This is a genomic window from Fundidesulfovibrio putealis DSM 16056 (assembly GCF_000429325.1).
Lineage (GTDB): Bacteria > Desulfobacterota > Desulfovibrionia > Desulfovibrionales > Desulfovibrionaceae > Fundidesulfovibrio > Fundidesulfovibrio putealis.
Window position 1 is genome coordinate 133,815 of the sequence record NZ_AUBQ01000014.1, and the last position, 24,931, is coordinate 158,745.

The window sequence follows — 24,931 nt, forward strand, 5'->3', positions numbered from 1 at the left end:
GGACGTGCGGTGCGTGTGGGTTTCGCCGCGCCGCGTGGTTCGACTGCATCGCTAAAAGTTGCTCCGGACCGCCTAGAACGGCCAGATGTTGTCCAGCACCCGCGAGAGCCAGCCGGGTTTCTGACGGTCCGCCAGAACGCCGGTGCCGAACATGTCCACCTGGGCCTCGGCCAGGGCCGAGGAGGAGACCATGTTGTCCGGACCCACGTCCATGGGGCGCAGGAGGCCACGCACCACCATGATCTGGGTGTCGTCGTTGACGCGCACCTGGCGCGCGCCCTCCACCTGCATCACGCCGCCGGGCAGGATGTTCACCACGCGGCAGCCGATGGTGTAGGTCACGGTGGATTCGCGGCTGGTTTCGCCGTCGGAGTCGAACTGGTTGTTGCGGTCGGTCTTCACGATGGGCGAACCGGTCCCCACGTAGCCCTGCATCCCGGCAGCCGCCGCGATGTCCAGCCCGGTCGCGCCCTTGATCATGCCGTTGCCGGGGAAAGGCGTGATGGAGTGCTGGGTGAAATAGTTGTCCACGCCCATGTCCATGGAGTTCTTGCCGTTGGACTTGGTCTTGGACTTGTTCTTGGCGTTGGACTTCTCCACCACGTTGACCATGACGATGTCGCCGATGCGCCTGGCCCGGTTGTCCTCATAGAGGTAGTTGGGCTGGGCCGCCTGGGAATAGAGCGACCCCGGATTGTTGGCGGGTGACGGAGCCTGGATCACCGGCGGGGTGAGCGAGGTCATGGGGCTTGGCTGCTTCTGGGCCGGAGGGGCGCAGGCTGATCCGACTGCGGCCAGGGCGCAGGCGGCCCACAGGGCTAGTGTCTTGGTCTTCATGGCTTTCTCTCCCTATCTGGCCACGACGGTCTTGGCGTCCTGGACCACGGCGGCCAGTTCCCTGCCGCTTTGCACATTGCGTACCGTTATTTGTGAGCCCTTGGCTCCGTCGGTCATGGCGGTCACAGGCATCACGAGCTGAATGCTGGGGCCGCGCCACAGGCAGTACACCTGCGTTCCCTTGAGGATGGCGGGCATGGGTTCCACGGTCTCCGAGGTCAGGGGCGTGCCCTGGTTGAGCGATGATTTGACGCGCACGGGGGTCGGGTCCTTGGGCTCCCAGGGGACGCCGCGCACCAGGGCGAGGTTTCGCCGCTCGTAGGTGATCTTCTCCGGGGTCAGCACGCCCTCTTTCAGGTTGAGCGGACGCCCGGCCACCGGGATGACCTTCCACACGTTGACGAAGGCGTTGGCCGCGATCTGTCGCAGCACGCGCCCGTCCAGGGCGGTTACGGTCAGGCGCAGGTTCACGCGGCCGGGGGTCATTGCGCCCACGCCTTCGACGCTTAAGCGTTCCAGGTCCTTGTCGATGAACAGCTGGCCCGGCAGGGTGATCTCCTTGACCTCGAGCTCGCCGTCCAGGCCGGTCATGTTGGCCGTCAAATAGTCGACAATCATCCTGTCCACCTCGGACACGGTCACGGGCTTGCCCCCGCCCTTCTTGAGCACCACCTGCTCGGGCACGGCGAAGTTCTGCTCCGCGCCGGGGAACAGGCGGTCCAGGTCGTCAAGGATCTTCTTGCGGGTGAAGGTCAGCTGGCCTTCGCGGCCCGGGAACGACCACAGGGGCGTGGAGGCCAGGATGCGCCAGGTTTCGGCGTCGATCTGGCCCACGGGCTCGGCGATTTCGCCAAGCATCACCCGCTCGCCCGTGATGGCCGCCGCCGGGGCGATCTTGAGTTTCCAGTCCATGACGCCAGCTCCGAAAGACGAGCTCGCGGCCAGGAAGGCAACCATGGCGCACACTGCGGCCAGGATGTAGCCGACGCGGCGAATGGGGAGTGCGGATTGTGACATGATCATGTACCGCCGTTAGCGTTTGAGGTTCACAGCCGTCTGCAACATGGCGTCGGCCGTGGAGATGGACTTGGAGTTGGCCTCGTAGGCGCGCTGGCCCACGATCAGGCCCACCATCTCGTCCACCATCTGCACGTTGGACATCTCCAAAAATCCCTGCACCAGGGTTCCGGCGTTCTGGTTGCCGGGGGTGAGCTCCTGGGCGGCGCCCGAGGCGTCGGTGATCTTGTAGACGTTTCGCCCCTGGGCCGTGAGCCCGGCGGGGTTGATGAAGGTGTAGAGCGGGATGGTGGTGGTCGCCAGGACGTTGCCGTTGGAGTCGGTGGCGTTTATCACCCCGTTCTCCGTGATGACCACGTTGGTGGCGGTCTGCGGGATGGTGAACGTGGGCTGGAGCGTGTAGCCGTTCGCGTTCACCACGGTGCCGTCCTGGTTCAGCTTGAACGCGCCGGAGCGGGTGTAGACGTCGTTGCCTTCCGGGTCCTGGAGCCTGAAGAAGCCCTGGCCGGAGATGGCGATGTCCAACTGGTTGCCCGTGTTCTGGAAATCGCCCTGCTGGAAGAACTTGTGCACCGTGGTGGGACGAACGCCCATGCCCACCTGAAGGCCGGTGGGAATGCGCGAGCCGCCCTCGTTCTGGGTGCCCGCCACGTTCAAGGTCTGGTACATCAGGTCCTCGAACTCGGCGCGGCTCTTCTTGAAGCCCAGGGTGTTCACGTTGGCCAGGTTGTTGGACATCGTGTCTATCTGGAGCTGCATCGCCACCATGCCGGTGGTCGCCGTGTAGAGTGAACGCATCATGGCGGCGTATCCTCCTTAACTACCGGGTCTCGCCGACTTTCGTCACGGCGTCCCGGTCCATTTCCTGAGTGCTTGTGATTATCTTGGTGTACGCCTCGAAGGAGCGCTGGGCCTCGATCATGCCCACCATCTCCGAGACAACTTCCACGTTCGGCTTCTCCAGATACCCCTGGTTCACGGAGGTCCTGCTGGAATCGATGGGCCGCGTGACCGGCTGGGCCCCGTCCGCCCCGGTGTAGAGGCTCTGGCCGTACTTCTTGAGGAGCTTCGGGTCGGCCACGTCCACGATGTCGATGGCGCCCACGATCACGTTGTCCACCAGCACCTGCCCGCCGGGAGAGACGGAAACCACCTTCCCGTCCGGGATGGTGATGTTCCCCGACTGCCCCATGACCGGGTAGCCCTGGTTGGTGACCAGCATGCCCTGGTTGTTGCGGTAGAACTGGCCGTTTCGGGTGAGGAACTGGCCGTCCGGGGTCTGAACCCGGAAGAAGCCGGGACCGGAGATGGCCATGTCCAGCGGATTTTCCGTGGGCTGGAGGCTGCCCTGGGTCATGTCCAGGGTCTGCTCGGCCAGCCTGGGCTTGGCCACGATCAGCGGACGCGGCAGAAGCTGCTTTTGCTGGAGGTCGTTACGCGCGTCCGGGCTGTAGTCGGAGGCCATCCGCTGGAACACGTCCTGGAACGAGACCTTGTCGGCCTTGTACCCGGCAGTGTTCACGTTCGCCAAATTATTGGCGATGATATTAAGCCGCGTTTCGTTGCTTAACGCCCCGAAAAGCGCGCTGATTGAGCTTTGTTGCATGGCGGCGCTCCTCCTCGGGCCGGAATGAGCAGGAAGCGTGCCAGGGGGATTTGGGTAGGTTTCGGCTTTCGTGACCAGGGAGGATCAACAAAAAGGGCACCGCGCTCATGCGCGATGCCCCAGACATTCAGCGGTTGCGATGCCCGCCCCTACTTGGGCAGCACCTGCGGAGGAACCGCCGCACCGGCCAGCCCCGGAGCTTCCAGGGTGAGGTCCATGAAGGAGACGGCTATCTGGCGGGGGTCGCCGGGGGCGAATGTCGACCCGGCGTCCTTGTGGTTCCAGCGGGTGTAGCGCAGTTCGATGCGCCCTGCCCCGGCCTTGCCGGGAATCTCCAGCCGCTGGTCCACCTCCTGGCCTTGCTCCAGGTTCTCGTGCAGGGCCACGCGTTCGCCGTCCGCCAGCACTTCCACGCTCTGGCCGGGCAGGCGGCTGGTGAAGCGGTAGCTGAGCGCCAGGGGCCGCGCCTCGTCCAGGCGATACTCCAGGCTGCTCCCCTGGCCCAGGCCCCAGCGCATCAGCACATCGCCCGGCAGGCGCTCCAGCGTCCCCAGACCCGACTCGGCCAAGGCCAGGGTGGAGCTGCCGAAGCGCGCGCCGTCCTGGTCCGCGCACAGCAGCAGCCTGGAGAGCTTCGCCTGCCCCAGCGCGCTCATCTCGGACGTGGCGGTCTTCTCCCCGGCCATGAGCGTGGCCCGCAGCCACAGATGCGTGTACGGCGCGTTGCGCGTAAACCTCGCAAGGCGGCAGGTTCCCTTGCTGGCCCCTGTCTCTTCAATCAGGGCGGACCAGGGCTCGTCGTCGAAACGGTACTCCACCTTGAGCAGGTTGCCGGACGCGTCCAGCTCAAAATCGGCCAGCAGCGCAAAGCGCGACAGGGCTTCCCCGGCGTTCTCCCCTTCCGCTTCCGCCCTGGTGAAGCGGTAGACCACCTCTCCGGGCTGGCGGGGCTTGGTGGGGAACAGGGCGCAGCCGAAGTAGGGCCAGACCGAGAGGTCCCGGAGGGTCCAGGCGCGGGCGTAGACGTCCGTGGGCTTGCCGGTGAGCTCGGCCACGAACCCCGGACCGGAGAGCGCCATGTCCGGCTGGCGGGCGATGGCCGCCTGATACAGGCGGATGTTGTCGCGCTGGGCCACTGCCCCGGCATCGCCGAACATTTCCCGGAACTGGGCCTCGGACTGGAAGAAATGGCCGAATTCTCCGTAGTTGGTGACGAACACCGCCATCACGGAGGGTTTGTCCGGCCCGAGCGTCTGGCTCGCTGGCGCTCCGGCTCCGTCCAGTTGCGACGCGTACCAGTTCACGGACTCGAAAAGTCCCAGGTCGTGAAACGAGATCATGTCCGTGGGCTTGAAGTTGGCGCGCAGGGTACTCGCGATATCCTTATAGAAGCCCATGTGCCACCAGGTGGCCACGACGCCCTTGGAGTCGTAGAAGGCCTTGCCCTTGAGTCCGACGAAGGCCCCGGCCAGGCACAGGCTGAGGAGCACCACGGTGAAGGGACGGCGCCAGGCCCCGGGCGCGAGGCCCTCGGCCCCGGCCCCGGCCAGCAACACGGCCACGGGCAGCAGGAAGCTCAGGTGCACCGCGTAGAGGTGGCTGGCGTACTGGGCCAGCACCAGGGCCAGCGGGGGCAGGACGAACAGGGCGGCCAGGGCCACGGCGGCGCTTCGCCGAAACAGGAGCGCCAAGGTCCCGGCGACCATCAGCGCGGCCAGCGCGACCCAGGCGAAGGGGAGGTCCATCCCGAAGGCCAGCACGCCCTGGAGCGCGTCCAGCACTTTATCGAGGGCAGGTCCGTAGCCCTTGCCCGCCGCGATGACCGCCTCCTGGCGACGGACCTTGGCGTCCCAGAAGAACCAGGCGGCAGGCGCGGCGCACAGGGCCGTGCCCAGTCCGAACCACAGGGTGGAAGCGACTCCCGGCACGCCGCGTACCAGCGAGGCGGCGAAGCTCACCAGCCACTGCGTCCCCAGCACCAGAAAGCCCAGGTAGTGGCTGAGCGCCAGAGGCAGGCAGGCATAGAGCGTGCGCCTGGCGGAGCTCCCCTTTCCTTCTTCAAGGTAGCGCAGCAGAAATCCCAGCGCCAGGACCGCGCAGAGCGAGATGAGCGCGTACGGGCGCAGCTGGCGCGAAATCCAGATGTGCAGGGGATGCGTCGCCAGAAAGCCCAGCGCGGCCAGGGCGGCGAACCGGCTGCCCAGGTGTCGCTCCCCCACTCGCCAGAGAACCAGCAGCGAGAGCGTCCCGAACACCGCGGAGGGAAGCCTCAGCCAGAAATCCGACGCCCCTGCCGCGAGCATGGCTTTTGTGAAAAAATAAAAAAAAGGAGGATGAACCTCCACATTTTCCGCAAGGCTGATTATATAAGGAACGGACTTGGAGGCGTTCAAGGCCACCAGCATCTCGTCCGTCCACATGGACGGGACGCCCAGTTGGTAAAACCTGAGCGCGGCTCCGAGGGCAAGCAACAGGAATGCGGCCAGGCCGTAATCGCCGGTTTCGCCAGTTCCCTTGTCGTAACGACCCAGAATGATTGGCTGCTGCTGCATCGCCCCGTCAGTATCAAATCGGGCGGGGTTGGGGCAAGGGCGCAATCGCAGCAAAAAGCTTGACACTCCCCCCAATCCGCATAATATGACGTACTTTGCGAGCGGGTGTAGCTCAGTTGGTAGAGTACAAGCTTCCCAAGCTTGGTGTCGCGAGTTCGAATCTCGTCGCCCGCTCCAAAAAAATCCTCATGACGTCTGGGCGAAATCCCAGACGATTACAGGGGTGGGCCATTCGGTTCGGTCCACTTTTTTTTTGCTATGAGCCAAGATAAAATAAAAGAACTAGCCAGAATCCGGGAATTGGCCGCCCCCTTCGTGGAGAGCCTCGGCCTTTCCGTGTGGGGCCTTGAGATCGCGGGCGGGGACGGACGTCCCACCGTGCGTCTCTTCATTGAATCCGCCGAGGGCGTGGACGTTGAGCAGTGCGCCAAGGTCAGCCGCCAGCTGGGGCTGGCCCTGGACATGGAAGACGTGATCCACGGGGCCTATCAGCTGGAGGTCTCCTCTCCCGGACTGGAGAGGCGGTTTTTCGAAATTTCCCAGCTCGCCCCCTATGTGGGCCGCGATCTGGACATCACCCTGGCCGAGCCGCTGGGCAAGCCCCTGGAGGGACGCAAGCGCCTCAAGGGGGCCTTTGTGTCCATCGATGGCGAGACCGTCACGATCATGTTCGAGGGAGAGCCCGTGAGCTTCCCCTGGAGCGACGTGACCAGGGCCAGGCTGGTCCACGAGTTCGATACGCCCGAAGCCAGCAAGGCCAGGGCCAGAAAGACTTCCAAGGCAGACAAAGCAGCCGCGCGCGACAAGGCGTAAGGCTGCATTCGGAGGACCCCGTATGGGTATGGAGCTTCGCAAGGCCATCGACCAGATCAGCAAGGACCGCGGCATCGACCGCGACCTGCTAATCGACACTCTCGAGGAAGCTGTCCGTTCCTCGGTTGCCCGCAAATTCGGCGAGCACATGGACATCGAAGTCAGCTACAACGACGAGGCCGGCGAAATCGAGGTTTTCCAGTTCAAGATCGTTGTGGACGAGGTGGAAGATCCCCTGTCCGAGATCAACCTGGAAGACGCCAGGCAGGTCGATCCCAACGTCCAGATGGACGACGAACTTGGCTTCAAGCTCAAGGTTGAAGACCTGGGCCGCATCGCTGCCCAGTCTGCCAAACAGGTGATCATCCAGCGCATGCGCGACGCCGAGCAGGAGATCATCTACGAGGAATACAAGGACCGCAAGGGCGAGATCGTCTCCGGCATCATCCAGCGCCGCGACCGTGGCGGCTGGATCATCAACCTGGGACGCACCGAGGCCATGCTGCCCAAGGAAGAGCAGATCCCCCGCGAGCGCTACAAGCGCGGCGACCGCGTGCAGGCCTTCATCATCGAAGTGCTGCCCAGCGGACGCGGACCCCAGATCGTCGTCTCGCGCACCCACCCCGACTACATGGCCGCCCTGTTCAAGCGCGAAGTGCCCGAAGTCTCCGACGGCACCGTGCGCATTCTCGGCGTCTCGCGCGATCCGGGCTCCCGGGCCAAGGTCGCCGTGTCCTCCAAGGACCGCGACGTCGATCCGGTGGGCGCATGCGTGGGCGTTCGCGGCTCGCGCATCCAGAACATCGTCCAGGAACTGCACGGCGAGCGCATCGACATCGTGGTCTGGCATCCCGAGATCGCCACCTACGCGGCCAACGCCCTCTCCCCCGCCCGCATCACCCGCATCATGGTGGATGAGGACGACAAGACCCTGGAAGTGGTGGTGCCCGACGACCAGCTCACCCTGGCCATCGGCCGCAAGGGCCAGAACGTGAAGCTTGCCGCCAAGCTGCTCGGCTGGAAGATCGATATTTTCACCGATTCGCGCTACTCCGAGTTGAACGCCGCGCGCGCTGGCATGGAGCAGCTGGCCAGCGTGGCCGAAATGAACATGGAGAACTTCCTCTCCGCCGGATTCGACACCGTGGCCATGCTCGCCGAGGCCTCCGACGAGGACCTGGACCGCATCACGGGCATGACCCCGACCAAGCGCGACCACCTGCGCGCCGCCATCAGGCTTCTGCTGCCCGCGCAGCCCAAGCCCGAGGAAGGGGACGACGACGAGGCCGAGCCGGGCGAGGAGAAGGACGACCTCTCTCCCGACGACATGGACGATGCCCAGGAAGCGGCTCCCGCCACGGCTGAAGTGAACCCGGCGGTCAGCGCCGACCAGGTCGGCGAGGCCGATGAAGAAGCCGGTAAATAACGATCTCCAGGGACCGGTGCGGACCTGTATGGTCTGCAGAGTCCGGTTCCAGAAACATGACTTGACCCGCCACGTGTGGCGGGGTGAATGGACGCCCGACGAGGCGTATATCCTGCCCGGAAGGGGCTACTACTGTTGCGCTGGGGAAGCCTGCAAGGCTAAATTCCCCAAACGCGCTGCCGCCGTGAGGAAAGGCAAGGGGGAAGGCAAACGTGACGAAGCTTAGAGTCCGAGACCTCGCTAAGGAGCTGAGGGTCAGCAACAAGGACATCTACCAGGCCCTGCGGGAGCTGGATATCCGTGTGTCCAGCGAGATGGCCACCCTGGAGGACGATCAGATCACCCAGGTTCGCGCCAAACTGAAGTCGGGGCTTGCCAAGTCCGAAGTCGTCCAGAGCCAGTCCCAGCCGGGAGTGGTGGTCAGACGGCGTCGAGCCAGCGCGTCCCACGCCGAGCCTGAGGCCCTGGCCGATGCGCCCGATTCCGCTCCGTCCTCCGCCCCCGAGGAAAAGGAGCAGGATCAGGACGCGCCCGCCAGGCAGACCGCGCAGCCCAAGCCGCGCCGCAGAATGATCGAGACCCCTCCTGCCAGGATCATCTCCCAGCCTGAGCCCGAGCCGGAGCCCCAGGCCGAGGAGCAGGACCTTCCGGTGGTGCACGAGCACGAGTTCGCGCAGGCCGAAGAGCAGCCCGCGCCTCAACCCGAGCAGGCGCCCCAGCCCGTTCAGGACGAACAGGCCGGGCAGGCTGCGGCGTCCGCCGACAGCGAGCCCGTCCAGGCCGCCCAGGTGGAGAGCGTCCAGGCCGAAGCCCCGGAGCACGCTCCCGTGGCTGAAGCGTCCGGGGAATCCGAAGCGCCCGCCTCCGAGGCGGATGCCCAGGCGCCCCAGGCCTCCCAGGCTCCCCAGGGTGAAGGCGCTGAGCCCGAAAAGCGGGTGAAGAAGCCCAAGCGCGAGGTCCCCATCGGTCCCCAGGTGCGCATCATTTCCATGCCCGAACCCCGTGCGCCGGAACCCCGTCCCGCACCGGGAGCTCCCCGTCCCAGCGGCCCTGGTGGTCCCGGCGGACAGCGCCCCGGCGGACCTGGCGGTCCCGGCGGCTATCGTCCCAGCGGACCCGGCGGTCCTGGCGGCCCCGGCGGACAGCGTCCCGGCGGACCTGGCGGTCCCGGCGGCTATCGCCCCAGCGGCCCCGGTGGTCCCCGTCCCGGCGGACCTGGCGGTCCCCGTCCCGGCGGCCCCGGCGGTTTCGACCGTCCGCAGCCTGCTGCTCCCGCGCCCGAATCCGACGACCGCAAGCGCCGCAAGGACAAGCGCGTCGTGGAGTTCGGCGGCAAGGCCGCAGCTGACGACGGCAACCGTTCCGGACGCGGCGGCCCCGGCGGCAAGCGTCGTGGCGGCGACATTCAGGACCGCACCGGACGCGGCGGCAAGAAGACCAAGAAGAAGGGCGGCGACCAGGTTGCCCAGATCATGGCCGCGCAGGCTCAGTCCCAGCCCCAGAAGGCCATCAAGCGCAAGATCAAGATGGAAGACGCCATCCGCGTCGCCGAGATGGCGCGCCAGATGGGCCTTAAGGCGCAGGACCTCATGAAGGTGCTCCTGTCCATGGGCATGATGGCCACCATCAACCAGTCCCTGGATTACGAGACCGCCGTCCTCGTCGCTGCCGAGTTCGGGTACGAAGTCGAGAAGATCGGCTTCGACGAAGACCTGTTCATCGACGTGGAAGAGGCCGATGTGCCCGAGTCCCTGCAGTCCCGCCCGCCCGTCGTGACCATCATGGGCCACGTCGACCACGGCAAGACCTCGCTGCTGGACGCCATCCGCTCCACCAACGTGGTCATGGGCGAGGCCGGCGGCATCACCCAGCACATCGGCGCGTATCACGTCACCACCCCGCGCGGCGACGTGGTCTTCCTGGACACCCCCGGCCACGAAGCCTTCACCGCCATGCGCGCCCGCGGCGCAAAGGTGACGGACATCGTCGTCCTGGTGGTTGCCGCCGACGACGGCGTGATGGACCAGACCCGCGAGGCCATCAACCACTCCAAGGCCGCTGGCGTGCCCATGGTGGTTGCGGTCAACAAGATCGACAAGCCCGGCGCCGAGCCGGACCGCGTGAAGCGCGAGCTGGCCGAACTCGGGCTCGTCCCCGAGGAATGGGGCGGAGAGACCATCTTCGCGTACGTTTCCGCCAAGCAGCGCGAGGGCCTGGACGGACTGCTGGAGATGATCCTCCTGCAAGCCGAAGTGCTGGACCTCAAGGCCAACCCGGACAAGCGCGCCAAGGGCCACATCATCGAGGCCAAGCTGGACAAGGGCCGTGGTCCCGTGGCCACCGTGCTGATCGAGGAAGGCACCCTGCACCAGGGCGACGCCTTCGTGTGCGGCCTGTTCTCGGGCCGGGTGCGCGCCATGTTCGACGACCAGGGCCGCAAGATCAAGGACGCCGGACCGGCCATGCCCGTCGAGGTGCAGGGCTTCGAGGGCGTGCCTGAGGCCGGCGAGGTGTTCAGCTGCGTCGAGGACGACAAGGTCGCCCGCCGCATCGCGGAAACCCGCCTGCACAAGCAGCGCGAACGCGAACTGGGCAAGGCCACCAAGCTCACCCTGGAAACCTTCCTGGCTTCGCGCGGCGAAGCCGAGGCCCAGGAACTCAAGCTGGTGCTCAAGTCCGACGTGCAGGGTTCGCAGGAAGCCATCGCCGACGCGCTCAACAAGCTCTCCGGCGAGAAGGTCAAGATCCGCCTGATCCACTCCGGAACCGGCGCGATTACCGAATCGGACGTGCTCCTGGCCGCCGCTTCGGGCGCGGTCATCATCGGCTTCAACGTGCGCCCCTCGGTGAAGGTCAAGGAAACCGCAGAACGCGAGAACGTGGACCTGCGCTACTACGACATCATCTACAAGGTGGTGGACGAGATCAAGGCGGCCATGACCGGCATGCTCGCCCCGGTGTTCCGGGAGCAGTACCTGGGCCAGGCCGAGGTCCGTCAGACCTTCAGCGTGCCCAAGATCGGCCTCATCGGCGGCTGCGGCGTGCTGGACGGCAAGATCACCCGCAACGCCCAGATCCGCCTGCTGCGCGACGGCGTGGTGGTCTACACCGGCAAGCTCGCAAGCCTCAAGCGCTTCAAGGACGACGTGAAGGAAGTGACCAAGGGCTACGAGTGCGGCATGAACCTTGAGAACTTCAACGACATCAAGGTCGGCGACGTGATCGAAGCCTTCGAGACCGTGGAAGAGAAGGACACGCTGGACTAAACGCATACAAGCGCCTGGGAGTCTCCCTCCGGGGAGATTCCCAGGCGTTTTTTCATCCCGTCACAAGCATGATCATCGGCGTGCTCACCTTGGAGTTCCGTCTGCACGGAAACGACTCCCTCAAGGGGAAGCGCTCGGTGGCACAGCGCCTCAAGGCCAAGTTGCGCAATAAATTCAATGTGGCCGTAAGCGAAGTAGCCCACCATGATTCGCACGATACGCTTGTGCTGGCGGCCGTTACGGTCAACCCCGACGGCAAGCACGCGCAGGGCCTCTTGCAGAAAGCCCTGAACATGGTGGTTGCGGCGGACGAAGCGGAACTTATATACGACGACATCGAGTTGATCGGACAGTAAGCCGCTCACGGAATGCTCCCGGCAGCCCGAAACCAAGCGCGACACTGTGGCCCAAGTATGGGATTCCACAAGGGCGGGCCCTAAGGCCTGCGGAGGCTTTTCCCCCTGCGCACAATCTTTCCAGGAAAGAGTACAGCACTCTCGACCATATTACCCGCCGGAGATTATTTTCCTCCAGCGAAACCGCCCATACAAGGCCGACGCTCCCTATGAAGACTACAAAAGAAGGCCCCAGCCGCCGCTCCATCCGCATGTCCGACCAGATCATGCGCGAACTGGCTCTTATGCTCATTGAGGAAATGCAGGACCCGCGTCTGGACCTTGTGACCATCAGCGGCGTCCGCCTCAATTCCGACATGTCCGTGGCCACGGTGCTGTTCACCATGCACGGCGATGCCGACCGCATCAAGGCCGCCAAGGACGCGCTGTATCAAGCCAAGGGTTTCCTGCGCTCCAACCTGGGCCGCCGGGTCAAGTCCAAGTTTGTGCCCGACCTGCGTTTCGAGCATGACGAATTTCTGGAGACCATGGTTTATGGCCAGCCCCATGCATGATATCCTGCGCGCCATCCAGGCCGGTTCGCGCTTCCTGGTGGCCACGCACGTCAGCCCTGACGGCGACGCCATCGGCTCCATCGCGGCCATGGGGCACATGCTGCAAAGCCTGGGCAAGGACGTCGTGCTGTACAACGCCTCCGGCCTGCCCGAGCATTTCTCCTGGGTGAACATGCCCGCGCCCGTCCTCACGGAACTGCCGTCGCTTTCCGGCTTCGACGCCATCATCGCCCTGGACTGCGGGGATGACCGGCGCGGCGGCAAGGCCCTGCAGGACGCCATGGCCGCGCACCGCACCTTCGTCATCGACCACCACCTCTCCAACCCTAAATGGGGCGAGCTCAACTGGGTGGAAGTGGACCGCTCCTCCACGGGCGAGATGATTGCCACCATGGCCCTGGAGCTGGGCCTGCCCCTGTCCGGGCCGCTCGGCGAGGCCATCTACCTGTGCCTGGTGACCGACACCGGCCACTTCTCCTTCGAGAACACCAGCCCCCGCTGCATGGAGATGGCTGCGACCATCATCCGCCAGGGGATCAACCTGGCCAGGATCAACGAGCTGATCCAGAACCAGTGGTCGCTGGCGCGCTTCAAGCTCTGGGGTGAAGTTCTTGGCGGCCTGACCCTTCATTTCGATGGACAGCTGGGTGTGATTCGCATAACCACCGAACAGCTCTCCCGTCTGGGGGCCACCAGTGCCGACAGCGAGGGCCTGACCAACTTCGTGCTGCGCATCAAGGGCTGCAAGATGGCCCAGTCCCTGCGCGAGGATGCCGATGGTTCGCTGAAGCTCAGCCTGCGCTCCGTTTCGGATGTGAACATCCAGCCCGTGGCTGCCGCGTTCGGCGGCGGCGGGCACAAGTGCGCGGCTGGCGCCAACCTTCAGGGAACGTTCGACGAAGTCGAGCCGCGCCTGATCGAGGCTTTGGGGAAGATCCTTGGTTTCTGATCCCGACGGCGACGCGCCGCAGGCTCCGGAAATCCAGGCTGAGACCCCGGCTGGCTCCCGCCCTGCCCGGCCTGCCAAAGCAGACAGGGCAGACAGGCCTGCCCGGCCGCCGCAGATGCATGGCGTCCTGGTGCTTGACAAGCCCAACGGGCCTACGTCCGCCGATTGCCTGCGTGACATAAAGTACCAGCTGGGGCAGAAGAAGATCGGCCACGCAGGGACCCTCGACCCAATGGCCACCGGCGTGCTGGTGGTGCTCCTGGGCGAAGCCACCAAGCTGGCCGGGTTCCTGACGGAAGGGCAGAAGATTTATTCGGGCCGCCTGCGCCTGGGACAGAACACCGACACCTTCGACGCCGAAGGCACGGTGACGTCCGAGGCCCCCTGGGAGCATCTGGCTCCCGAGACGGTCCGCGAAGCGGCGATGGCCTGGACGGAAATGACCACCCAGGACATCCCGCCCTATTCGGCGGTGAAGGTGAACGGGCAGCCTCTGTACAAGAAGGCGCGCCGGGGCGAGGAAGTCCCGGTCATCACCAAACCGCTCACGGTTTTCGATGCGGAAGTGCTCTCCATGGAGCTGCCGCACATGCATTTCCGGGTGAGAGTGAGTCCCGGCTCCTATGTACGCTCCCTGGTCCACAGCCTGGGGACGCGACTTGGGTGCGGGGCTCACCTGACTGAACTCATCCGGGAGTACAGCCATCCCTTCGGACTCGCCGATGCCATCCCCCTGGATCAGCTTCTGGCAGAACCCGAACGGCTGGCCCAACGAGTGATCCCGCTGGAAAAGGCCCTGCCTCATTGGCCCACGCTTGTTCTGACACCGGAGCAGGCAAAGATGGTCAGGGACGGAAAGGCCCTTCCCGTGTCGGAGATCCCCGGACCGCAGACGCGAGCCATTCTCGCCAATGCGGACGGCCTGCCCGTGGCCCTGGCCGAACCCCAGGACCGGGATGGCGCGAGGCGCTGGGTGATTCTGCGCGGCTTGAACCCCGCCGGATGACTCCCCCCGGCAATCGTGCCTGAACAAGCTTAAACGGAGGATACCGCTGTGGTCATGATGGCTAGCGACAAGCTCAAAGTGATTGACGAGTACAAGACCCACGAGGGAGACACCGGCTCCCCTGAGGTCCAGGTGGCGCTGCTGACCAGCCGCATCATCTACCTGACCGAACACTTCAAGACCCACGCGAAGGACTACCACTCCCGCACCGGCCTGCTCAAGCTGGTCGGCCAGCGCAGGAAGCTCCTGAACTACTTGAAGGGCAAGGACGTCAACCGTTACCGCACGCTGATTGCGCGTCTCGGCATCCGCAAGTAACGTGCTTCCCCGGCCTGTCCGGCAACGCCTGGCGTTGCCGGACAGGTCGATTCCGCCTTTCATCGGGCCGTCGCGCATATTCCGCACGGCCCATAACCGGCCAACCCCGAACGTTATCCGCGCGCCAGCGCCCGGGAGCAATGGTTCCCGGCCTCCGCCGCGCTCATCACGTTCCGGGTAGGCCTCTTCGACACATTCAACAAAGAGGTTACTACATGGGTCTTCTCGACAAAACCATCCGCGTGGAACGCACCATCGGAACAAATCCCATCATCATGGAGACCGGACGTCTGGCCAACCAGGCCGACGGCGCGGTCTGGGTACAGAGCGGCGGCACCGTCGTTCTGGTCACCGTCTGCTCCCAGGCCCTGGAATTCGACAAGGGATTCTTCCCCCTCACCGTCGAATACCGTGAGATGTCCTACGCCGCTGGCCGCATCCCCGGCAGCTACTTCCGCCGCGAAATCGGCCGCCCCTCCGAACGCGAGGTGCTCACCTGCCGCCTGATCGACCGCCCCCACCGCCCGCTCTTCCCCAAGGGCTACCGCGACGAGGTGCAGATCATCGCCACCGTGCTCTCCTCCGACGGAGTGAACGACGCCGACATCCTGGCCGTCACCGGCGCGTCCGCCGCGCTGCACATTTCCAGCATCCCCTTCATGGGCCCCATCGCCGGTGCGCGCGTGGGCTACATCGGCGGACAGTTCGTGCTGAACCCGTCCATCACCGAGCTGAAGGACGTCTCCACCCTGAACCTGGCCTTCGCCGCCACGCGCGACGCCGTGGTCATGGTTGAAGGCGGCGGCCTCTTCGTCTCCGAGGACATGCTGGCCGACGCCCTGGATTGGGGCCACAAGCAGATCTCCGGCCTCATCGACATGCAGGAAGAGCTGCGCGAGAAGGCCGGCAAGCCCAAGTCCGTGTTCACCCCGCCCGTGGAGAACGTGGAACTCAAGGCCCTGGTTCAGACCACCGTTGAGGCCGACATCAAGGGCGCCATGTGCATCGTCGAGAAGATGCCCCGCCGCGACGCCCGCAAGGCCCTGAAGCTGCGCGCCGTCGAGGCCGCCAAGGCCGCCTACCCCGACGAGCCCACCATCGGCGCCAAGGCCGCCGAGATCTTCGAGGCCCTGGAAAAGAAGACCATGCGCGCCTACATCAAGGAAACCGGCACCCGCATCGACTGCCGCGACACCAAGACCGTGCGCCCCATCGAGATCGAAGTGGGCGTGCTGCCCCGCACCCACGGCTCCTGCCTGTTCGCGCGCGGCGAGACCAAGGCCCTGTGCGTGGCCACCCTGGGCTCCACCGGTGACGAGCAGCGCATCGAGACCCTGGCTGGCGAGACCTCCAAGCGCTTCATGCTGCACTACAACTTCCCCCCCTACTGCGTGGGCGAAGTCAAGCCCGTGCGCGGCCCGTCGCGTCGCGACATCGGCCACGGCGCGCTGGCCGAGCGCTCCATCCTGCCGGTCCTGCCCCAGCCGGGCGAGTTCCCCTTCACCCTGCGCGTGGTGTCGGAAGTGATGGAGTCCAACGGTTCGTCCTCCATGGCCTCGGTCTGCGGCGCTTCCCTTGCGCTGATGGACGCGGGCGCGCCCATCAAGGCCGCCGTGGCGGGCATCGCCATGGGCCTCATCAAGGAGAACGACGAGTACCTGGTGCTCACCGACATCCTGGGTGACGAAGACGCCATGGGCGACATGGACTTCAAGGTCGCCGGCACCGCCGAAGGCATCACCGGCATCCAGATGGACATCAAGATCACCGGCATCCCCCAGGAAGTCATGCGCCGCGCCCTGCATCAGGCCCGCGACGCCCGCCTTGGCATCCTGGCCAAGATGAACGACGTGATCTCCTCCCCCCGCACCGAGCTGTCGCCCTACGCGCCCCAGCTGACCGTGGTGGAAATCAACCCGGAAAAGATCCGCGAAGTGATCGGACCCGGAGGCAAGACCATCAAGGCCATCACCGCCGCCACCGGAGCCTCCATCGACATCGACGACTCCGGCAAGATCTCCATCTTCGCGCCCACCCAGGACGCCATGGAGCGCGCCAAGGAGATGGTCCTGTTCTACGACCAGAAGGCCGACGTGGGCCGCAACTACCAGGGCAAGGTCAAGAAGATCATCGACTGCGGCGCGGTCGTTGAAATTCTGCCCGGCCTGGAAGGCCTGGTGCACGTCTCCCAGCTGGACATCGCCCGCGTGGAGAACGTCACCGACGCCGTGGCCATGGGCCAGGACCTGGAAGTGAAGGTCATCGCCGTTGAGCCCAACGGCCGCGTGCGCCTGTCGCGCAAGGCCGTGCTGCTCGAGGAGCAGGGCGAGACCATCGACCTGAACGACTTCGCGGCCCCCTCGCGCCCGCGCGGCGACCGTCCCGGCGGAGACCGTGACCGTGGTCGCGGCGGCGACCGTGGCGGACGCGGCGGCGATCGCGGCGGACGCCGCTAGGTCGCATCCGGTTTGAGATCGACATGAAAAAGGGGGGCAATCGCCCCCCTTTTCTGTTACGGGAGCGTTCATGCAAATTAAAGACAAGACCTTCATCATCACCGGCGCATCCATGGGCCTTGGGCGCGCCCTGGCTGAGGCCCTGGCCGTGCTTGGCGCCAGACTGGTTCTGAACGCGCGCGGCGCGGATGAACTGGAGGCCGCCTGGCAGTCCTGCGACATGGTGGGAGCACAAGCCGTGGCCGTTCCCGGGGACGTCTCCCTGACCGCCACGGCTGGCAGGCTCGTGGAGCAGGCCCTGCACCTGGGCGACTTTGCGGGGTTCGTCCACTGCGCCGGTGTGCTTCGTCCTGGTCCGCTGGTGCGAGAAATCAGCGAACACGATTTCCAGGAGGTCGTGTCCTCCAACCTGAAAGGCGCGTGGCAGATGATCCGCCACTGCGTCCCCGCCCTCGTGCCGCGCGGCTCCGGTCTGGCCGTGTTCATCGGCTCCGCCGCCGCGTCGGTCGCCCAGCCGGGCATCGGCTCGTACTGCGCGGCCAAGGCCGCCGAGGAGCACCTCTGCCGCCAGCTTGCCGCCGAGGAGCCCTGGCTGACCACTTTCGTCTACCGCCCTGGACTGGTGGATACCCGCATGCAGGACGAAGCCCGCAAGGCCGAAGGCGGCGGGGCCGAATCGCTGCGCGCGCTGTTTCGCCCCTGGAAGGAGCGCGGCCACCTCATCATGCCCGAACAGTCCGCCATGGGGCTCATCCGCCTGCTGATGCAGGATGGGGAGGGGCTCTCCGGCAAGACCTTCGACGTGCGCGACAAGTTCTAACTTCCTCCCCTTCTGAACCGACAAGAAAGCCCCCGCCTGGAATCTCCAGGCGGGGGCTTTTCGTGACGGCCCTAGGCAGTCAGGCCTCAGATTTCCAACGTGGGCGGCACGCGTTTGGGTTCGGGCAATTCCGGCTCCGTATCCTTCACGGGGGCGCTTGGGACTTTGGGGGCCTTCGGTTCGCTGGACGCGGCTTGTGTCGCCTGCGCGGCCTTGGCTTTGGCCAACTCCGCGCTGTACTCCGAGGCCTGGGCGATGGCGAGCGTATGGGTCTCGCTGCCGGATTCATCGCGAACTGTCACGCGCACCGCCCGGATGCCCTGCCGCTCAGGCAGCAGCAGATACCCCATGCGGGTGGTGCCGGGGGTGATGGGGTCCTCTTTCCAGACGTTGCCGTCCAGGTCCGCACGCACGGCGTCCACAGTCTCCCTGGGCATCGCGCCGTTGCTGGCGGCCACGCCCAGGACGGCCCCTGCCCCGCCTCCCACGGCGGAAGCCTGCCAGATCAGGTTCGGGTCCTTGCTGCCGCCCAGGAAGTACACCAGCGTCGCTGCTCCCGCGCCCAGCGCAGCGCCGATGCCAGCGCCCCAGGCCCCGGACGACGCGGCGCTGGCGGCCTTCTTGGCGAACGGCTTGGCCGTGGCCAGCCGGACGCCCTCCTCGGGCGTGTACACCAGATACTCCGCTCCGTCAGCAAGGCCGCGAACATCCTCCAGAATCACCTGCGGCTGGGTCTGGCCGGTGTTCTTCAGCACCAGCAGCACCGGCAGCAGCCTGGTCGAGGAGTAATCCACCCCACCCGCCCCCTCGCCGGTGCGCACCGCCGCGACCATCCAGTTTTTCCCGGACACGCTCTGCGGGAACCCTCCCGGATCAAGGGCACGCTTGGCGTGCCCTACCGCGTATGGTTTGGTTGAGCATGCCCCCAGCGCAAGACATACGCACAGCAGCATGTGTACTAGAACGAACATCCGACCACGAACACGCCAGACACGCCCACACACATGTACCATGCGTACACCTCATTCGATTTTTCTATGGGCAGAACTTAATCGAATCCTGTATGGAGCGCAACTCGGATTTCGCTGCCTCGAACTGGTCCGGGTGGGCAGTCGTGTTGAAGTTGTAATAGAAGTTCTGGCCGTCATACCCCTGCCAGATCAACCGCTGGTGCGACCCGCCGCCCCCGGTGCGGCTCTCGGTGATCTCCCAGCCGATGGCCCCGCACTTTTTCTTGTAATCGCCGATGTCGCGGCGTTTGGCCTCGATCAGCCTGCCGGTCTTGACCTCGCCCTGGGACTGCTTGAGCGACGCGGCCACGGACGCAGCCGCCGGGAAGTCGGCGTTCATGGGCGTGTAGTGGAACTGGAAGCTCCAGGTGGTGCCGGGCTTCATGAAAACGGGGTCCTTGCCGGCGGGGTCTCCCCTCTCCAGCCGCCACCCTGCCGGGATGGTGTAGGAGAACTTGCGCTCGGCGTTGGTGAAGGTCTGGGCAGTGGCGTAGCCCTTCCCGGCGGTCTTCTCGTCGGCCACGTTGTGGGCGTCTGACTTCTTGCCCTTGGCCGCGTCGACACCCTGCTGGATGAGGCCGAACTGGGCAAAGGCTGGCACGGACGCCAACGTAAACAGCGTCAGGAAAGCCGCAAGAATGGGGATGCGTCTCATGGATTCCTCCTGGATGGGATTGTGGGAGCAGCCCCAACCTACCACCGCGGGAGGACAATTGCTAGGGTCGCTTTGCTTTTGTGCGCCGCACAAGCGCGGGAAGCGTGGCCGCTGCGCCAAGAAGAGCCAAAGCCAGGGCGAACTGCGGGTCGGCCAGGTCCGAGAGCGACCGGAAGGTCTCCAGCCTGCTGCCGGACACGGCGTAGATCGCTGAGCTGGGCAGCACCCCGAGGAAGGTGCCCAGCAGGAACTTGCGCTTGCGGATGCAGGAGAGCCCGGCCAGCACGTTCACCATGAAGAAGGGCGTGGCCATGATGAGCCGGGCCGAGAGCACGAACCAGAAGCCGTTGCGGGCGATCTCCAGGTTGGCCCTGGCCAACTGGCGGCTGAAGCGGGAATAGAGGGCATGGTAGAAGAGGTGGCGCACGGCGACGAAGCCGATGAGCCCTCCGGCGCAGGACAAGGCGACGTTAAGCGCGAAGCCCCAGGGCGTGCCGAAGAAATACCCCGAGAGCACCTTGACCAGGGCGGCCAGCGGCAGCGGGCAGTTGATGGCCACCGCCCCCAGGGCCAGGATTCCCAGCCAGCAGGCGATCTGGTTCTCCCTGACGAATCCCTTGGAGGCCCCGGCCCAGGCCTGGGCGAAGGCCAGTATCTCCTGGGCGTGGGCCGCCCACTGCCACAACACGGCCCCGAGCCCGACAAGGGCCAGAATCCAGGCCGTTTTGGCTTTCATGCGTTGATTTTCCTTTGCGCGCGGCGGTTTGAATCTGCCGGGAGATCATCCCGGCCTGCGCCGCAAGGAAGTAGCCCGCGCGGATGACGTCCGCGTGACGCTTTCCGTGTCCGCTTCGCTGGCGTCAGCTCACCAGCACGCCCGCGTAGCCCACCACCCGGTCGAAATCGCCGGAAGCGTCGCCAGAGTTGGCATAGGCTGCCACTTCGGCCTTGGTCGCGCCAAGCTCCAGGGCGATCATCAGCCCCAGGGTCATGGGCAGCACGCCGCACATGCTGATGCCCATCTCGCGCACCGTGGAGTACAGGCCCACGGGGTCCATCTCCCGGATGGCCGAGAGCGCCAGGGAGTCGAGGTCCCTGGCCCGGTCAGCTGGGACGTAGTGGCTCATGTCCGAGCTGACCACGATGCTGACCGGTTCCGGCCACGCCCTGATGACCGAGGCCATGTTGCGCGCCACCCCAGCCAGATCCGAGAGCCGCTGCGCAGACACCGCCATGGGCACACCGCGCGGATGCGGTTTCAGAGCGCACAGGAAAGGCAGCACCACTTCCAGGGAATGCTCCTGAAGGTGGGCGTCCTGGTCGGCGGCGAGACGCGCGTCGGCCCCGATGAGGGCGTCGGCCAGCGCCTCGTCGATCTCCAGGCTGCACAGCGGCGTGAGCCACTGCCCCCTGTTCCAGACCGACAGGGGAGCCCCCAGGCCGGTATGGTTGGGGCCGAGCAGCAGGAAGTCGCCTGCCAGGTTGGCCTGGCCCAGGGTGCGGCCCGCAACTTCGCCGGAATAGACGTATCCGGCGTGGGGGACCATGGCCAGGATGGTGGGCTGCGCGTCTGGCGGGGCGGCCTTGGCCAGCATGGACCTGACCTCGCGGTCCAGGGCTGCGGCTGAGCCGGGATAGAACTGGCCTGCAACGACAGGTTTGCGGATCATGACGCTGACCTCCCGGCACGAGGATGATGTGCCAGTTGATCTTCTAACCCGGCGGTAAGACTCAGGCAAGGGGATCACGGTGCAAAGACGCCGGAAGGATCATGCCCGGCTCAGACTGACCCGACGGCACGCCCGGACAGACATGGTGCCGCGATCATGAAAAAGATGAATACGTTTATCAAAATTTAAATAAATGGTTTTGACTGTTTGCCTTGAAAATCCGTGTGGACGGCTATTGAGGACGCAACACTGTCAGCAAGGCCGGATCAGGGAGGCCCGGACAGACGCCCCGCCCGCTCCTCGATCCCGCGCGTGGCCAGCTCCGAGGCGGCCAGCTTGCCGTAGAGCGAGTCTTTCTGACTGTCGCGCATGTCCTCCAGGACCTTGCGCCATGAGGCCATGTCGCCCAGCGACCGGTGCAGGCCTGCCATGCGCAGGCGATTGGCGGCCCACTCCGCGCTGTCCGGCGGGGCCTCGGCGTCGAGCTGGGCGCACAGAGCCAGGGCCTCGCGGTAGCGTCCGGCCCCCTGGTTGGCCTCCACCATGAGTTGCAGGGCGTCCCGGGCCTTGCCGTCGTCCTTGGCCGCTTCCTTGAACAGGGTGCGCGAGTCCAAGGCCCAGACCAGGGCCTTGTCGTAATCCTTGCGCTCCAGGGCGGTTCGGGCCTGATAATACACGGCGTAGGCCCGCTTGCCCGGTTCGAGCTGGCTGTCTGCGGCAAGCCGCGCCCACAACAGGCGCGAGCGGGCGAACTCGCCGGTGTGCTCCAGGGCCATGGCCTGGGCGAACTCCAGGGTGCGCCGGGGGTTGTCGCCCATTTTCCAGGAGGCGACCTTGCGCAGGGTTTCCAGGATGGACTGCCAGTCCTGATTCTCGCGGTAGATGGTCAGCATCAGGGCCAGGGCCTTCTGGGCGTCGGGCGTGGGACCTTTTTCCAGATAGGGTTCGGCCATGGCCAGCGCGTCCTTGGGCGCGCCCTGGTAATACAGGGCCAGGGCAACTCCCAGGCGCTCCCGGTCGGAGAGGACGTCGCCGCGCTCGGCCAGGAACGGGTACTTGCGCCACAGCTCCAGGATGCGCTTGTAGTTCATCTCCTCCAGGAGCGGCCCGACCATCTTGCCGAAAGCCTGCGCGCCCACCTCCACGGCGGACTTTTCCAGGTCGTTGCCGTGGTAGTCCTTGACGAAGCGGTTCGCCAGCTCGAGGGTTTCCGGGTACTCCTGCTTGAACATGCGCCACATGGTCAGCTTGAGGAGCGCCAGCGGGGCCAGGGCGCTCTTGGGATATTCGTTGACGATAATCTCGTAAATCTTCTCGGGCTTTATGTCCTTGGGATCGGCGAAGGCCTTGTACATCTCCTGGAGAGTGGGCGCGTCGTGGATGCCCTGCTCGGCCATGCGCATCATGGCCATGAGCGCGCCCTCCTGCCCGGGATACAGGCGGATGGCCATGTCGTAGAATTCGCGGGCCGCGTCGCGCTTTCCGAGCTTCACGCTCACGTCGCCCAGACGCGCCAGCACAAGGTCGTTGGCCGAGTCCTTGGGGACCAGGTTGTAGAACCAGAGATAATCGTCCTTGGCCCTGGCGAAGTCCCCCAGCTTGTAGGCGATGTCCGCCGCCACCCGGCGCAGGCTCGGGTTTTCCACGTAGTAGCGCGGCCAGCGCTTGTCCACGTACTCCACCACTTTGGCGGCCTCTCCGTACTGCTGGAGTTCAAGCAGCGCCTTGGAGAGGCCCAGGGCCGCATCGCGGGCGAAGCGGCTCTCGGGATGCTTCTGGAGCACCTCGCGGAAGGCCTGGGCGGCGCGTTCGTAGTTGCCCTTAGCGTCGCGCTGCTTTGCCTGGTCCAGGTAGTACTCGCCCCAGTACACGTCGATGAGCGGCACCTCCTGGTCCAGGGGGTACTTGTTTCGCAGCAGGTTGAAATAGGCCCTGGCCTCAGGGAGGTTGCCCTGGCGCAGGTGGATGTAGCCCAGCTTGATGAGCGCACGCGGCACCCGCATGGACGTGGTGTTGTAGTTGAGCGCCTGCTGGATGGCCCCGCTCAGTTCCGGGTAGGTTTCGGCCAGCTTGTCCTTGTCGAGGACGAACATGGCCTCGGCCTGAAGATAGAGAGCCCCTTCGGTGAGTTCCTTGGAGAGCCCCTGCTTTTCCAGCAAAGTCCTGGCGATGCTCAGGGCCTTTTCGTTGTCGCCGTGCGCCAGGGACTGTTCGCCGGAGATCAGGAATGCCTTGTCCTCCAAGGTGTCCGGTTTTTCCTGGCCGGGCGCGAGGGGGGCCTCCGGAGCGGGCGGAGGCGGCTGCTCGCCAGGCGCTGCTGGAGTCTGGGCTGGCGCGGCGGCAGGAGCCTCCGGGGGCGTTTCGATCTTGCCCTGCGCGGCGGGCTTGGCCGGATCGGGAACCGTCTCGAAGGAGATGGGAGCGCGGACCTCGCCGGGAGCGGGCTGCGCTGGAGCTGGAGGCGCTGGCGTTGCCGGGGATGCCGGAGTCGCGGAAGCAGGCGGTTGTTGCGTCACAGCTTGCGCCCCTGCCGCCGGAGCAGCCGCAGAGGCCGGAGCCTGGGCGATCTGCTGGCTCACCGGGGCCGGAGAAGCCAGGGCCGGTTGCGCGCTCTCGGAAGGCTTGGCGGGCTGGGGTCCGATGGTTCCGGTTGCCTGCGCTCCTGTAGGCGGTGACGCCTGAGGCTGTACCGGGGAACCAGTGACGCCCTGCTGCGCCGGAGCGGGAGCGGTTGCTGGGGCGGGAGGCTGCCCTGCTCCCTGCGCGCCGGACGGCGGGGTGGCGGAAAAGTCGATTTTCGCGGTCACGCCCTGGGCGGGCGCGGGCTGCGGCTTGGCTTCCGGGGCCTGCGGCTGCGCGACGGGCAGGGCCTGCCCGGCGACCTGGCCCGTCACGGGTGCCGGTGCCGTGACAGTATCGGAAACAGGACCACCGGCAGGAGCCTGGACCGGTGACGAGGCCGAAGCCGCCCCCGAAGGCTGGGATGCGACGGGAGCTGGCGCGGGAGCGGTCCCCGAAGCCGGGGCCTGCTGCGGCGCTGTGCCGGAGAGGTCCATGCGGACCTTCACTCCGCCGCCGGGAAGAGATTCCGACTGTGCAGCCGGGGCCTGGGGCGCGGGAGTCTGGATCGGGGCCTGTTCCGGCTGTGCGGATGCAGACGCCGAGGCGTCCGGTTTGCCCGGCGCGGGCTTCCAGCGCGTCCCGGAGGGATCGTAAAACACCTGGAGCTGCACCGCCTTGCCGCCCTTGGGAGAGCTGACGAAGCCGAAGGCGTCGGACTCCGTGTCCACCACCAGCACGTTGTCCGCCACGCTCAGGCCTGAAATATGCCTGCCGCGAACCGTGCCGCCGGACACGCCCTTCAGGTTGGTCCCTGCCGGAAAGAGCACCTCCACCCGCTTGGCCCCGGTGCGCAGCACCACGGGAACCGGAGCGTTCTTAGGGAAAGTGATGGTCAAAAGATCGGCGGAGGAGTCGCTGGACAGGGCATAGGTCTGCGCCCAGGCCGGAGCCAGGGGCGCGAGGAGGATGCACAGGCAAAGGAGCCAAGCCGTCTTGGCCGGTGGACGCGGCTTCACGGCGGTGAGGAAAGCAAGAAGCGTGCCAGGCCACACGACGCG

21 protein-coding genes and 1 tRNA gene are annotated in these 24,931 nt (G+C 65.8%); 12 read left to right on the top strand and 10 right to left on the bottom strand.

Annotation, left to right across the window (positions count from 1 at the left end; genetic code table 11):
- Window positions 1–72 precede the first annotated feature (72 nt).
- The 5 genes from G453_RS0111990 to G453_RS0112010 form a co-directional block, all read right to left on the bottom strand.
- Window positions 73–837, bottom strand: a complete 765-nt coding sequence (locus tag G453_RS0111990; protein WP_027191266.1) for a flagellar basal body L-ring protein FlgH — start codon at window positions 835–837, stop codon at window positions 73–75.
- A gap of 12 nt (window positions 838–849) precedes the next feature.
- Complete coding sequence (gene flgA / locus G453_RS0111995; RefSeq protein WP_169725328.1) at window positions 850–1,854, bottom strand: flagellar basal body P-ring formation chaperone FlgA; 1,005 nt, start codon at window positions 1,852–1,854, stop codon at window positions 850–852.
- 15 nt (window positions 1,855–1,869) lie between these two features.
- Window positions 1,870–2,655, bottom strand: a complete 786-nt coding sequence (gene flgG, locus G453_RS0112000; RefSeq protein ID WP_027191268.1) for a flagellar basal-body rod protein FlgG — start codon at window positions 2,653–2,655, stop codon at window positions 1,870–1,872.
- Window positions 2,656–2,674: 19 nt separating this feature from the next.
- Window positions 2,675–3,460 (bottom strand): flagellar basal-body rod protein FlgF, encoded by a 786-nt coding sequence (gene flgF, locus G453_RS0112005; RefSeq protein WP_027191269.1) that lies wholly within the window; start codon window positions 3,458–3,460, stop codon window positions 2,675–2,677.
- A gap of 149 nt (window positions 3,461–3,609) precedes the next feature.
- Window positions 3,610–6,012: a glycosyltransferase family 39 protein gene (locus tag G453_RS0112010; RefSeq protein ID WP_027191270.1), complete on the bottom strand. Its 2,403-nt coding sequence runs from the start codon at window positions 6,010–6,012 to the stop codon at window positions 3,610–3,612.
- Between the two features lie 101 nt (window positions 6,013–6,113).
- On the opposite strand from G453_RS0112010, the gene G453_RS0112015 reads away from it, so the two are divergent.
- The 12 genes from G453_RS0112015 to G453_RS0112065 all read left to right on the top strand — a co-directional run bounded on the left by G453_RS0112015 (window position 6,114) and on the right by G453_RS0112065 (window position 17,976).
- Window positions 6,114–6,189: transfer RNA gene (locus tag G453_RS0112015), tRNA-Gly, on the top strand.
- Window positions 6,190–6,270: 81 nt separating this feature from the next.
- On the top strand, window positions 6,271–6,825 hold the full coding sequence (locus G453_RS23725) for a ribosome maturation factor RimP (RefSeq protein WP_084502277.1): 555 nt from the start codon (window positions 6,271–6,273) through the stop codon (window positions 6,823–6,825).
- A gap of 22 nt (window positions 6,826–6,847) precedes the next feature.
- Window positions 6,848–8,251 carry a transcription termination factor NusA gene (nusA, locus tag G453_RS0112025; RefSeq protein ID WP_027191271.1) on the top strand — a complete coding sequence of 468 codons (1,404 nt, stop codon included), beginning with the start codon at window positions 6,848–6,850 and terminating at the stop codon, window positions 8,249–8,251.
- A 28-nt stretch (window positions 8,252–8,279) separates the two neighbouring features.
- Window positions 8,280–8,477 (top strand): DUF448 domain-containing protein, encoded by a 198-nt coding sequence (locus G453_RS27215; RefSeq protein ID WP_235731757.1) that lies wholly within the window; start codon window positions 8,280–8,282, stop codon window positions 8,475–8,477.
- Window positions 8,464–11,517, top strand: coding sequence for a translation initiation factor IF-2 (gene infB, locus G453_RS0112030; RefSeq protein ID WP_027191272.1), 3,054 nt, complete (start codon window positions 8,464–8,466; stop codon window positions 11,515–11,517). Before G453_RS27215 ends, infB begins: the two co-directional genes overlap by 14 nt.
- Before the next feature lie 68 nt (window positions 11,518–11,585).
- Window positions 11,586–11,873 (top strand): DUF503 domain-containing protein, encoded by a 288-nt coding sequence (locus G453_RS0112035; protein ID WP_027191273.1) that lies wholly within the window; start codon window positions 11,586–11,588, stop codon window positions 11,871–11,873.
- Between the two features lie 209 nt (window positions 11,874–12,082).
- Entirely contained in the window at window positions 12,083–12,427 is a 345-nt protein-coding gene (gene rbfA / locus G453_RS0112040; RefSeq protein ID WP_027191274.1) for a 30S ribosome-binding factor RbfA, read from the top strand.
- Window positions 12,408–13,376 (top strand): DHH family phosphoesterase, encoded by a 969-nt coding sequence (locus G453_RS0112045; protein ID WP_027191275.1) that lies wholly within the window; start codon window positions 12,408–12,410, stop codon window positions 13,374–13,376. Before rbfA ends, G453_RS0112045 begins: the two co-directional genes overlap by 20 nt.
- Window positions 13,366–14,382, top strand: coding sequence for a tRNA pseudouridine(55) synthase TruB (gene truB, locus G453_RS0112050; RefSeq protein ID WP_235731753.1), 1,017 nt, complete (start codon window positions 13,366–13,368; stop codon window positions 14,380–14,382). Before G453_RS0112045 ends, truB begins: the two co-directional genes overlap by 11 nt.
- Before the next feature lie 48 nt (window positions 14,383–14,430).
- The gene (gene rpsO / locus G453_RS0112055; protein ID WP_027191277.1) at window positions 14,431–14,700 is read left to right on the top strand and encodes a 30S ribosomal protein S15; all 270 of its coding nucleotides are present in this window, start codon (window positions 14,431–14,433) and stop codon (window positions 14,698–14,700) included.
- A 215-nt stretch (window positions 14,701–14,915) separates the two neighbouring features.
- A complete protein-coding gene (gene pnp, locus G453_RS0112060) occupies window positions 14,916–17,156 on the top strand; it encodes a polyribonucleotide nucleotidyltransferase (RefSeq protein WP_027191278.1) in 2,241 nt (746 codons plus the stop codon).
- A gap of 70 nt (window positions 17,157–17,226) precedes the next feature.
- A complete protein-coding gene (locus tag G453_RS0112065; protein WP_027191279.1) occupies window positions 17,227–17,976 on the top strand; it encodes an SDR family NAD(P)-dependent oxidoreductase in 750 nt (249 codons plus the stop codon).
- An 86-nt stretch (window positions 17,977–18,062) separates the two neighbouring features.
- On the opposite strand, the gene G453_RS0112070 is transcribed toward G453_RS0112065, so the two are convergent.
- From G453_RS0112070 to G453_RS23730, 5 genes are all read right to left on the bottom strand, one after another.
- Window positions 18,063–18,827: a hypothetical protein gene (locus tag G453_RS0112070; RefSeq protein WP_156920898.1), complete on the bottom strand. Its 765-nt coding sequence runs from the start codon at window positions 18,825–18,827 to the stop codon at window positions 18,063–18,065.
- A gap of 184 nt (window positions 18,828–19,011) precedes the next feature.
- The gene (locus G453_RS0112075; RefSeq protein WP_027191281.1) at window positions 19,012–19,641 is read right to left on the bottom strand and encodes a hypothetical protein; all 630 of its coding nucleotides are present in this window, start codon (window positions 19,639–19,641) and stop codon (window positions 19,012–19,014) included.
- 61 nt (window positions 19,642–19,702) lie between these two features.
- Window positions 19,703–20,377 carry a TVP38/TMEM64 family protein gene (locus tag G453_RS0112080; RefSeq protein WP_027191282.1) on the bottom strand — a complete coding sequence of 225 codons (675 nt, stop codon included), beginning with the start codon at window positions 20,375–20,377 and terminating at the stop codon, window positions 19,703–19,705.
- A 124-nt stretch (window positions 20,378–20,501) separates the two neighbouring features.
- Window positions 20,502–21,311 (bottom strand): AmmeMemoRadiSam system protein B, encoded by an 810-nt coding sequence (gene amrB, locus G453_RS0112085; RefSeq protein WP_027191283.1) that lies wholly within the window; start codon window positions 21,309–21,311, stop codon window positions 20,502–20,504.
- A gap of 266 nt (window positions 21,312–21,577) precedes the next feature.
- The gene (locus G453_RS23730; protein ID WP_051272361.1) at window positions 21,578–24,925 is read right to left on the bottom strand and encodes a tetratricopeptide repeat protein; all 3,348 of its coding nucleotides are present in this window, start codon (window positions 24,923–24,925) and stop codon (window positions 21,578–21,580) included.
- Window positions 24,926–24,931: the final 6 nt, after the last annotated feature.